This window comes from Luteimonas salinisoli, from assembly GCF_013425525.1.
Classification (GTDB): domain Bacteria; phylum Pseudomonadota; class Gammaproteobacteria; order Xanthomonadales; family Xanthomonadaceae; genus Luteimonas; species Luteimonas salinisoli.
Genome location: NZ_JACCKA010000008.1, coordinates 25588 through 34933, shown reverse-complemented (window position 1 = coordinate 34933; position 9346 = coordinate 25588). Strand labels below are relative to the sequence as shown.

Here is a 9346-nt window from a genome sequence, read left to right as displayed (position 1 = left end):
TATAAAACAGGGGTCAGAGTGGACTTTCCCGTTTTTCGGACCGGCAAGAAAGCCGACTCTGACCCCTGTTCTTGCCCTGGGCAAGAGCAATCATGCCCGGACCGCGGAACGCACGCCGGGCGGCCGATCGACATCTCGTGCATCCGGCGGCAAGGCCGGGGCATCGATCCGCGCGGTGAGCTGTCCCGTCAAATTGTCCCTGGCACCATTCTTTATCTCGCCGTCGGGGGCTCTGCACCGGCATCGAGAAAATGAACCTGACCCCATTTTCTACCCGTTCTTTCCTACCGGGGAGCGTTCTCCGGTGCGCTGGTTGACCTTCACCCGCCACGGATAGTGCCCGCCCTCGCCTCCGGCGCCGCGCTCCTGAAGGTGGTTCGTGACCGCCTTGCGCCATGCGGGACCGTGGTTGGCGGTGCTCATGTGCGGCGTCTTGGAGTGGTGGAATGCGACGTCGCCGCGTCGCATGGGGCAGACCACGGTGCTCGATTCGTCCACATCGCACGTCAACAGATCGCTCTGGACCCCTTCGACGAGGCGATGCGCAAGCACGCCCAGCCTGTGTCCTGCGTCGATGAAATGCATGCATCCGTTGTCGGCATCCACATCCTGCAGCGGGATCCAGCCCGTGATCCCGCGATCGTCCAGGTTCCGCCCCCAGTAGGCCTCGTCCTGATGCCACTCCGTCACCGCGCTGTTGCCCGGGGGCTTGCCGAGGAACTGGTCGTACCAGAACGCCATGTCCAGGCCCATCAACTGCGACGAGAACCGCTCGAGCCAATGGCGGTAAGGCTGATCGGCGATCTCTGCCCAGACCTTGGCAGGAGACGATTGCACGATGCGGAAACTGCGGTTCTCCCGGGATTCCCCGCTGCTCCAGGCCCAGTCGTTGGCGAGCTCGTGCTTCTGCGCGATCAGCACGTCGCAGTGCTTCTCCAGCTCATCCAGCGCGTCTCGCGGAAGGGCCTGCCTCACCAGCAGGTAGCCGTGCTCGCGGAAGAAATCGATCTGCTCGGATGCTGCATCAGGGTACATGGCGGCCTCGAGAGGTCTTCGGCAAGGCTGCCAGCAAACGCTCCCAGCACCGTTCGATCAATGAGGCGCAAGTATGTTCAGCCGACAAGAAAAACATCGGTTCTGGCCGTCCGAATGCATGACCAGACCGGCCCGGAGTTCTCCGGGCGCGCATCCGCCGACCGATGCGATCCGGCTACAGGCGGTTGACCCGGAACCTGCGTCCCTTGATCCGGCCCTCGCGCAGGGCCGACAGCGCCTTCGCCGCCTGCGGGCGGACGATGGCGACGTAGCTGCGGGTGGCGAACACGTCGATCCTGCCGATCGCGTCCTTGTGCAGCCCGGCCTCGCCGGTGAGCGCGCCGACGATGTCCCCGGCACGCAGCTTGTCGCCGCGGCCGGCATCGATGCGCAGCGTGGCCATGGTGGCGGCCGGGACGTTGCCCGCCTTGCCCGACAGCGGTTGCAGCGGTTCCCAGCGCAGCGGCTGGCCCTGGCGTTCCTCGATGGCCTTCGCGCGCGGGAATTCGCGCGGGGCGCACAGACTGAGCGCCAGGCCGTCGCGGCCCGCGCGCCCGGTGCGGCCGATGCGATGCAGGTAGGTGTCCGGGTCGGTGGGCAGCTCGTAGTTGATCACCGCACCGAGGTCCTCGACATCCAGACCGCGCGCGGCGACGTCGCTGGCCACCAGCACGCTGCAGCTGCGGTTGGCGAACTGCACCAGCACCTCGTCGCGGTCGCGCTGCTCCATGTCGCCGTGCAGGGCGAGCGCGGAGAACCCGTAGTGGGACAGCGAGCCGACCACCTCGACGGTATCGGCGCGCGTGTTGCAGAACGCCACGGCGGATTCCGGCCGGTGACGCAGCAACAGTGCGGCCAGGGCCGGCGCGCGACGCGCAGGGTCGACCTCGAAGAACAGTTGCCGGATGGTGGCCGGCTGCACCCCGCCCTCGATGCTCACCTCCAGCGCGTCGCGCAGCATCGCATTGCCCAGCACGCGGATCGCGTCGGGGAAGGTGGCCGAGAACAGCAGCCCTTGCCGGTCCTTCGGCATCCGCTTGGCGATGTCGCGGATCGCCTCCTCGAAGCCCATGTCGAGCATGCGGTCGGCCTCGTCCAGGACCAGCGTGCGTACGCCGTCCAACTGCAGCGCCCGCTGCCTGGTCAGCTCCAGGATGCGGCCGGGCGTGCCGACCACGACGTGTGGAGGGTGCGCCAGGGAGGCCAGCTGCGGGCCGAGCGGAATGCCGCCGCACAGGATCGAGAGCTTGAGATTGGCGATGCCGGTCGCGAGCCTGCGCAGCTGCTTGCCGACCTGGTCGGCCAGCTCGCGCGTGGGGCACAGCACCAGCGCCTGGGTGCCGATGCGCCCGGAGTCCAGCCGGGACAGCAGCCCCAGGCCGAACGCCGCGGTCTTGCCGCTGCCGGTGGGCGCCTGCGCGATCACGTCGCGGCCCTCGAGGATGGCGGGCAGGCACTGCGCCTGCACCGGCGTCATCGCCTTGTAGCCGAGGGCGTCGACGCCCTGCAGCAGCGCGGGCGGCAGGGCGAGGGCGGTGAACGGGAGCGGCGTGGACATGCGCGCATGATCGCAGGTTCGGCCACAATCGGCCTCCGCCCCCCACATCGAGAGGCCACGCGATGCGCGACGAACTGACCATCGCCATCGGCGAGCTCTACCAGGGCATCCGCCACGAACACTGGCACGGCAAGACCTTCCGCCAGTTCTGGGAATGGTTCAACGCGCGCTGCATCCAGATCGTCGGCGCGGCCGACGCGGGCGAGCTCGATGAACTGGCGGGCAAGCTGCTGGAGGTGCGCGCCGAGGTCGAGGATGGCGGGTACGCGGTGGCATCCGACCGCCTGGACGAGGTGATCGAGCCACCGATGTGAACGGCAGGAGGAAAGTGGCTGCATCGCGGCCATGCCCGTCCATTCGGAGCGGGCGCAGCGCTCCCGGCAGGAGCGACCCATGGTCGCGAAGGCCAGGGAGCTCCCGGCAGGCACTACCGGCGTCGGAGTGGCCTTTCTCGTCCAGCGGAGCTGAAGGGACCTCGCTGGCTTCGCTGCGGGACGCCTGAATTCACCCCAGCCTCCGAGTTCGAGGTGGATAGTGGGTGCAGGGAGGATCCATGAGGTTTCCTGACACCGCCCCGCCGGACGAGCGCCCGAAGGCCGCAGCCCTCACGCCGATGCCCGCCAGCGCCCGGGCCCGGGTGCTCGTGGCCGTGGCCGTGGCGGTGTTGCTGTACGGCGCCGCGGCGCCCGCAACGGCGCGGACGATCCACCGCTGCGTCCGCGACGGCACCGTGAGCCTGGCCACCGCGCCCGAGCCGGGGTCGCGCTGCGTGGCCCACGAGGTGGCCGACGCGCCCGGCAAGCCGGCCAATCTCTGGGGCAACTTCGGCATCTTCAGCGGCACGCTGTACGAGCGCGAGCAGGACGGCAGGCTGGTCTATTCCACCCGCAACCTGCCCGGCTCGCGAGTGTTCCTGAAGTTCACCGTGGAGACGCCGCCGGGCGAGGCGGCCCATCCCGGGCTCGGGCGCGTCGGCGCGCCACGCATGGACGCCTTCGACGCACAGTTCCGCGCGGCGTCGCACGCCACCGGCGTCGACGATGCCTGGCTGCGCGCGATCGCCCATGCCGAGAGCGGCTTCGACGCCGACGCGGTGTCGCCGAAGGGCGCGCTGGGCGTGATGCAGCTGATGCCTGCGGTCGCCGCCGAGCTCGGAGTCGCCGATCCGCTGTCGGCGGCGCAGTCGATCGACGGCGGAGCGCGGCACCTGCGGATGCTGCTGCGCAGGTTCGACGGCGATCGCACCCTGGCGGCCGCGGCCTACAACGCCGGACTCGGCGCGGTGGCGTTCCACGGCGGCGTGCCGCCATTTCCGGAAACCCGGCACTATCTCGACAAGGTGCAGGCGTTGTACCTGCGCTACCGGGAGGCGATGGGGTTCACGCCGGAACGGCCATCGCGCTGATGGACTTCATCGACATCGCCTGCCCCTACTGCGGCGAGACCATCCAGCTCGCCGTCGACGGCTCCGCCGGCGACCAGCGGTACGTCGAGGACTGCCAGGTGTGCTGCCGGCCGATCGAGGTCTCGGTGGACCTCGATGCCGACGGCGGCCTGCACGTGCGGGGGCGCGACGGCGACGACGCCTGACGCGATAGCAACCCACCAGCGACATCGGCGCATGAGCGCACCTTGCGCGAGAGGCGGCGCCGTGGCCAACACCGGGAATCACCGCCGCCCCAGCCGGAGCCCCCGCGGCCTTCGCGGCCATGGGCCGTTCCTACGCGGAGCCCCGCTCGTAGCGTGGCCGCTCGAGCCCATGTCGGCGAAAACGTCGGTTTCGACCAAGGTTCCGACTACCGGCGGTAGCCGACCCACCCCCGGAACGTGAAGCCGGCATAGAACAGCTCGACGCCTTCGAATCCCGCCTCCTCGAGCAAGGCGACTTCCGCCTCGGGAGCCATGACCGGAAGCCGCTCGCGCATGGCGGCGATCGCGGCGTCCGCGCCCGTGTCCAGGGTTCCGGACGGCGAAGCGAACGCGGCGTAGCGCCTGAGCCAGCGCGCCTTGCCTGCATCCGTCGTGTCGAAGCTGTGGTGGGCGACGACCAGGGGCGCGCCGGGGCGTAGCCGCCGCCGGAGCTCCCGCAGGGTGCGCAGGCGCTCCTCCGGTTGCAGGAAGTGCAGGGTCAGCAGGCACGCGGCGCCATCGAACGGCCCCGCGGGTGCGGCATCGACATAGCCCTCGATCAGCTCGACACGCGGCGCGAGATCGCCCAGCGTGGTCGCCGCCAGCGCGAGCATCGCCGCCGAGGGATCGACGCCCACCAGCCGCCATCGGGGGCGTGCCGCAGCGAACGCCTTGAGCTCCAGCCCGCCGCCCGCGCCGAGCACCAGCACCCGGCCGTCCTCGGGCACGCGTTCCGCGAGCAGGAGCTCCGCCATCCGATGCAGCGCCAGGAGCCCGGGGACCTTCGCGATGGGTCCTGCGAGGTAGTTGGCGACTGCATCGGGATCATCGAACGAGGACATGGCGGCTTCCGGGACTTGACGAGGGAGGCTATTTGTAACATCGTTAGTTACATGAAGCGAGACAGCCGCCTTTCCGCCGTTCTCCACGCCCTGCTGCACATGGCCGAGCACCGTGGGCCGATGACGTCCGATGCCCTGGGCCGATGCCTGGGCACGAACCCGGTGGTCGTCAGGCGCACGATGGGGCTGCTGCGGGAGGCCGGGCTGGTCGCCGCCGGGCGCGGCCATGCCGGCGGCTGGACGATCACGGCCGACCTGGCCGCGGTGACGCTTCGGGATCTGCACGAAGCGCTCGGCGAGCCGGCGCTGTTCGCGGTCGGCCATCGCAGCGAACACCCGGCCTGCCTGGTCGAACAGGTCGTCAATGCGGCCCTGACCGACGCGTTCGACGACGCCGAGGCGCTGCTGATGGAGCGGTTCGCGTCGGTGTCCCTGGCGCAGCTGGCCGCGGAATTCACGCGGCGCCACAAGAGCCGCAAGAAAAGGAAAACCGCGGCATGAGCCATGACGTCATCGTCGTCGGCGGCAGCTACGCCGGCATGGCGGCCGCCCTGCAGCTGCTCAGGGCCCGGCGCAGGGTGCTGGTCATCGACGCCGGGCAGCGCCGCAACCGCGCGGCGGCCGCGTCGCACGGGTTCCTCGGGCATGACGGAAGGGATCCGGCCTGGATCGCCAATGTCGCCCGGTCCCAGCTCGAGCGCTACCCCACCCTCACCTGGATCGAAGGCGCGGCGGTCGCGGCGTCCGGCGCCAGGGACGAGTTCGCGGTCGAGACCAGCGACGGCGCGGACCACCGCGGCAGGCGCCTGTTGCTGGCGCTGGGCGTCTCCGACACCTTGCCCGACGTGCCAGGGCTGGCCGAGCGCTGGGGCAGGAGCGTGTTCCACTGCCCCTACTGCCATGGCTACGAACTCGACCGCGGCGACATCGGGGTCGTCGCCACCGGTCCGATGTCGGTGCATCAGGCGAAACTGCTGCCCGAGTGGGGCCGGGTGACGCTCTTCGCCAACGGAGTCCTCGATCTGGACCCACAGACCGAGGAAGCGCTTTCCGGACGAGGCGTCGCGATCGAGCGGGCTTCGATCGCCCGGATCGAGGGCCATGCGGACGTCGTGCTCGCGGACGGGCGGCGGCTGGGCTTCGCCGGCCTGTTCACGGCCTCGCGCAATGCGCCTTCGTCCGATCTCGCCGATCGGCTGGGCTGCGAGCTCATGGACACCCCGATGGGCACCCAGATCCGCACCAACGAGGCCAAGGAAACCACCATCGCCGGGGTGTTCGCCTGCGGCGACGCGGCGCGCGTCCCGCACTCGGTGTCCCTCGCCGTGGGCGACGGCGCATGGGCAGGGGCCCAGGTGCACCAGTCGCTGGTGTTCCCGCCGGCGGCATAAGCCCGGGCGGGATGGAGGACGAAGAACTCGGTAGTCCGAGGAGCCTGGTTGCCCCCGCCCCACTTCGCCGGATGTGAACCCCCGCCATCGGTTTCGGGGCCGGGGCCCGAAAATGGGGTAAAGTGCGTGCACTGTTCAAAGCGGGATCACGGTACATCGTGGCTCCGATGCGGTAGATCACCGGTTCCAGGGCCGACGCCGGCCTTTCCAGACGATCCACTCCATCGCTTCGTGCTACCCCTTGCTCGATACAGTCCCGGCACCGCACCCGCGGGCCGTGCTTTCCTCAATTGATCCAAGGAGTAACACCATGTCAGATCGTCAAACCGGCACCGTCAAGTGGTTCAACGACGCCAAGGGCTTCGGCTTCATCACCCCGCAGAGCGGCGACGACCTGTTCGTCCACTTCCGTTCCATCCAGGGCAGCGGCTTCAAGTCCCTGCAGGAAGGCCAGCAGGTCTCGTTCAAGGTCGCGCAGGGCCAGAAGGGCCTGCAGGCCGAAGAAGTCCAGGTCGAGTAACCGTCTCACGACGCTTGCATCGCACCAGCGATACCAGGACCCCGGGCGGCAACGCCCGGGGTCTTTTGTTTTCCGCCGGGCTATCGAGCTCGATCGCATCGCCTGGCGCCCGGACCGATCCTGCGGCCGGCAACGGCGAGCGTGCCGGTCACGGAACGGTTGGCCCCGCCCTGCCGCTCGCCGCCAGCGGAATGCGGATGCGGGCCACGAGGCCGCGCGGCGTATTGGCGGCCAGATCGAGCGAACCCTCGTGTCCCTTGGCTACCGCCGCGGCCACCGACAGGCCGAGGCCGAACCCCTTCTCGTCGCCCTCGCGCGCCGCGGACAAGCGTACGAACGGCTCGATCGCCTGCCGCACCTGGTCTGCGGGGATGCCCGGGCCGTGATCGGCGACCGCGATCTCGACGTCGCTACGCGATAGGCAAATCGAGACCTCCGCGCCGCCTCCGTACTTGATCGCATTGTCGATCAGATTGCGCACGGCGCGTGCCAGCGCATCCGGCCGGCAGGCGATCTGCACCGCCCCGCTTCCGAGAAAGGCCACCGGGGCGCCGATCTCCTGAAAGTCGGCGCACTCGCTTTCGATCAGCGCCGTCAGGTCGATCAACCGCATCGGCTCGGTCCGCGCCTCGCCCTTCAGGAACTCGATCGCCGAACTGGCGATCGTCTCCATCTTGACGATGCTGGCGATCAGGTCCGATCGCGCCTTGTCGTCTTCGACCAGCTCGGCCTTGACCCGGAGCGCGGTCAGCGGCGTGCGCAGGTCGTGGCTCAGCGCCGCCAGCGTGCTGGTGCGGCGGTCGATCTCGTCGATCACCTGGCGCTGCATCGCGTTGAAGGCGCGGATCGTCCGGCGCACGTCCGACGGCCCGGTCTCGGGCAGGGGCTCGGCCTTCAGGCCGCTGCCGAAGCGGAGCGCGCCTTCGGTCAGGCGACGCAGCGGCCTGCCGAGCCTGTACATGGACAGGGCCGCTACGCCCGCGATCAGCAGGAACGCCAGCGACGAGCGCTGAAACCAGTCCGCGAAGGTCCTCTGGAAATGCGCCTCGTGGGGGTGGATCTCGGTATGGAGCCAGGTGTCTCCCGGCAGCCCCGTGCTGATCACCACCCCGTTCACCGGGTACGCCATCTCCCCGGGTCGGCACTTGCGGTAGCCGAAGTCCTCGCGGGCCAGCGCGGCGCGGCCGACCCGGACCTGCGCGGCGGACAGGCCCAGCGCGCGCGCGAGGTCATGGGCGATCATCGAGGTCTCCGGTGTTTCGCGCGCACCGGGCCACGGCGCACCGGAGACCTCGTAGCCGACATGGCACAACGATTCCACGTCGACGTGGGTCGCCAGCTCCTCGGTCCTCATCCGAGCGAGCAGCCGCGACATGCGCGCGATGCGGTCGACCGTGTCGGCGCTCGCCGCCGCCGACAGCACGTCGCTGCCTTCGGCCTGCTCGACCACCGACAGCACCGCCAGCAGCGCCGCGAACGACAGCGTCAGCACGGCGATCATCCGGCCGACCATGCTGCGCGGCAGCAGCCGCTCGAGGAAGCTCACTCGCACCACTCCACGTTGGCCGCGAAAAGATAGCCGCCGCCCCAGTCGGTCACGATGATCCGCGGCGCCTTGTGATCCGCCTCCAGCTTCCGGCGCAGGCGACTGATCTGCATGTCGATGCTGCGGTCGAACAACTGCACGTCGCGCCCGCGGGTCAGGTCGAGCAGCTGGTCGCGCGTGAGGGTCATGCCGGCATGCTCGATGAGCGTAGTGAGCATGAGATGCTCGCCCGCGCTCAACCGGATACCGACGCCATCCGGACCGAACACCTCCCTGCCCGAGAAATCGAAGCGCCAGCGGTCGAACCTGACGCGGCCCTTCCTGCGCACCTGCCGAGGCGGCAGCATCGCGGTGCGGCGGAGCACGGACTTCACCCGCGCCAGCAGCTCGCGCGGGTTGAACGGCTTGCAGACGTAATCGTCCGCGCCCAGTTCCAGGCCGATGATGCGGTCGGTGTCGTCGGCGACCGCCGTCAGCAGGATGATCGGCATCGGCGCCTTCCCCTGCAGGCGCCGGCAGATCGCCAGCCCGTCCTCGCCGGGCAGCATGATGTCCAGCACCAGCAGGTCGAAGGTCGACCCCGACAGCAGCCGGTCCAGCTCGGCGCCGTTCGCCGCGGTGTCGACGCGATATCCGCAACGCGCGAAATAGCGCGCCAGGGGCTCGCGGATGTCGTGGTCATCGTCGACGATGGCGATGCGGGTCTGGGGCATGCGGCCTGTCTCCGGACACGCGGCCAGTGTAGCCCTGCCCCGCCGGCCGGCGGCGCGGGGAATTTGTAGCAACTTGTAACCACCGCCCGCGGCGTGAGCCGGCGTTACAGCG

11 protein-coding genes are annotated in these 9346 nt (G+C 69.6%); 6 read left to right on the top strand and 5 right to left on the bottom strand.

Annotated elements, in window-relative coordinates:
* Nucleotides 1-270: 270 nt before the first annotated feature.
* Both H0E84_RS00980 and dbpA read right to left on the bottom strand, forming a co-directional pair.
* A complete protein-coding gene (locus H0E84_RS00980) occupies nucleotides 271-1035 on the bottom strand; it encodes a phytanoyl-CoA dioxygenase family protein (protein WP_180676756.1) in 765 nt (254 codons plus the stop codon).
* A gap of 175 nt (nucleotides 1036-1210) precedes the next feature.
* The gene (dbpA, locus tag H0E84_RS00975) at nucleotides 1211-2593 is read right to left on the bottom strand and encodes an ATP-dependent RNA helicase DbpA (protein WP_180676755.1); all 1383 of its coding nucleotides are present in this window, start codon (nucleotides 2591-2593) and stop codon (nucleotides 1211-1213) included.
* Between the two features lie 62 nt (nucleotides 2594-2655).
* Between dbpA and H0E84_RS00970 the strand changes: the two genes are divergently transcribed.
* The 3 genes from H0E84_RS00970 (at nucleotide 2656) to H0E84_RS00960 (ending at nucleotide 4183) form a co-directional block, all read left to right on the top strand.
* Entirely contained in the window at nucleotides 2656-2907 is a 252-nt protein-coding gene (locus H0E84_RS00970) for a hypothetical protein (RefSeq protein ID WP_180676754.1), read from the top strand.
* Nucleotides 2908-3206: 299 nt separating this feature from the next.
* The gene (locus H0E84_RS00965) at nucleotides 3207-3998 is read left to right on the top strand and encodes a lytic transglycosylase domain-containing protein (protein ID WP_180676759.1); all 792 of its coding nucleotides are present in this window, start codon (nucleotides 3207-3209) and stop codon (nucleotides 3996-3998) included.
* Nucleotides 3998-4183 carry a CPXCG motif-containing cysteine-rich protein gene (locus tag H0E84_RS00960; protein WP_180676753.1) on the top strand — a complete coding sequence of 62 codons (186 nt, stop codon included), beginning with the start codon at nucleotides 3998-4000 and terminating at the stop codon, nucleotides 4181-4183. Before H0E84_RS00965 ends, H0E84_RS00960 begins: the two co-directional genes overlap by 1 nt.
* A gap of 206 nt (nucleotides 4184-4389) precedes the next feature.
* Here the strand turns inward: H0E84_RS00960 and H0E84_RS00955 are convergent, their stop codons facing one another.
* Nucleotides 4390-5064, bottom strand: coding sequence for a methyltransferase domain-containing protein (locus tag H0E84_RS00955; RefSeq protein ID WP_180676752.1), 675 nt, complete (start codon nucleotides 5062-5064; stop codon nucleotides 4390-4392).
* Nucleotides 5065-5115: 51 nt separating this feature from the next.
* Between H0E84_RS00955 and H0E84_RS00950 the strand changes: the two genes are divergently transcribed.
* From H0E84_RS00950 to H0E84_RS00940, 3 genes are all read left to right on the top strand, one after another.
* The gene (locus H0E84_RS00950) at nucleotides 5116-5565 is read left to right on the top strand and encodes an Rrf2 family transcriptional regulator (RefSeq protein WP_180676751.1); all 450 of its coding nucleotides are present in this window, start codon (nucleotides 5116-5118) and stop codon (nucleotides 5563-5565) included.
* A complete protein-coding gene (locus tag H0E84_RS00945; protein ID WP_180676750.1) occupies nucleotides 5562-6455 on the top strand; it encodes an NAD(P)/FAD-dependent oxidoreductase in 894 nt (297 codons plus the stop codon). Before H0E84_RS00950 ends, H0E84_RS00945 begins: the two co-directional genes overlap by 4 nt.
* Nucleotides 6456-6765: 310 nt before the next feature.
* Nucleotides 6766-6975: a cold-shock protein gene (locus tag H0E84_RS00940; protein WP_180676749.1), complete on the top strand. Its 210-nt coding sequence runs from the start codon at nucleotides 6766-6768 to the stop codon at nucleotides 6973-6975.
* A 148-nt stretch (nucleotides 6976-7123) separates the two neighbouring features.
* On the opposite strand, the gene H0E84_RS20710 is transcribed toward H0E84_RS00940, so the two are convergent.
* Together H0E84_RS20710 and H0E84_RS00930 are read right to left on the bottom strand one after the other, a co-directional pair.
* Entirely contained in the window at nucleotides 7124-8521 is a 1398-nt protein-coding gene (locus H0E84_RS20710) for an ATP-binding protein (RefSeq protein ID WP_180676748.1), read from the bottom strand.
* Nucleotides 8518-9234, bottom strand: a complete 717-nt coding sequence (locus H0E84_RS00930) for a response regulator (RefSeq protein ID WP_180676747.1) — start codon at nucleotides 9232-9234, stop codon at nucleotides 8518-8520. The genes H0E84_RS20710 and H0E84_RS00930 overlap by 4 nt, the downstream gene beginning before the upstream one ends.
* Nucleotides 9235-9346 lie beyond the last annotated feature (112 nt).

Excerpts from the sequence above, each read along its gene's own strand:
- H0E84_RS00945 (WP_180676750.1), top strand. The coding sequence starts at position 5,562 with ATGAGCCATGACGTCATCGTCGTCGGCGGCAGCTACGCCGGCATGGCG.
- H0E84_RS00955 (WP_180676752.1), bottom strand. The coding sequence starts at position 5,064 with ATGTCCTCGTTCGATGATCCCGATGCAGTCGCCAACTACCTCGCAGGA.
- H0E84_RS00950 (WP_180676751.1), top strand. The coding sequence starts at position 5,116 with ATGAAGCGAGACAGCCGCCTTTCCGCCGTTCTCCACGCCCTGCTGCAC.
- H0E84_RS00965 (WP_180676759.1), top strand. The coding sequence starts at position 3,207 with ATGCCCGCCAGCGCCCGGGCCCGGGTGCTCGTGGCCGTGGCCGTGGCG.
- H0E84_RS00980 (WP_180676756.1), bottom strand. The coding sequence starts at position 1,035 with ATGTACCCTGATGCAGCATCCGAGCAGATCGATTTCTTCCGCGAGCAC.
- dbpA (WP_180676755.1), bottom strand. The coding sequence starts at position 2,593 with ATGTCCACGCCGCTCCCGTTCACCGCCCTCGCCCTGCCGCCCGCGCTG.
- H0E84_RS00960 (WP_180676753.1), top strand. The coding sequence starts at position 3,998 with ATGGACTTCATCGACATCGCCTGCCCCTACTGCGGCGAGACCATCCAG.
- H0E84_RS00970 (WP_180676754.1), top strand. The coding sequence starts at position 2,656 with ATGCGCGACGAACTGACCATCGCCATCGGCGAGCTCTACCAGGGCATC.
- H0E84_RS00940 (WP_180676749.1), top strand. The coding sequence starts at position 6,766 with ATGTCAGATCGTCAAACCGGCACCGTCAAGTGGTTCAACGACGCCAAG.
- H0E84_RS00930 (WP_180676747.1), bottom strand. The coding sequence starts at position 9,234 with ATGCCCCAGACCCGCATCGCCATCGTCGACGATGACCACGACATCCGC.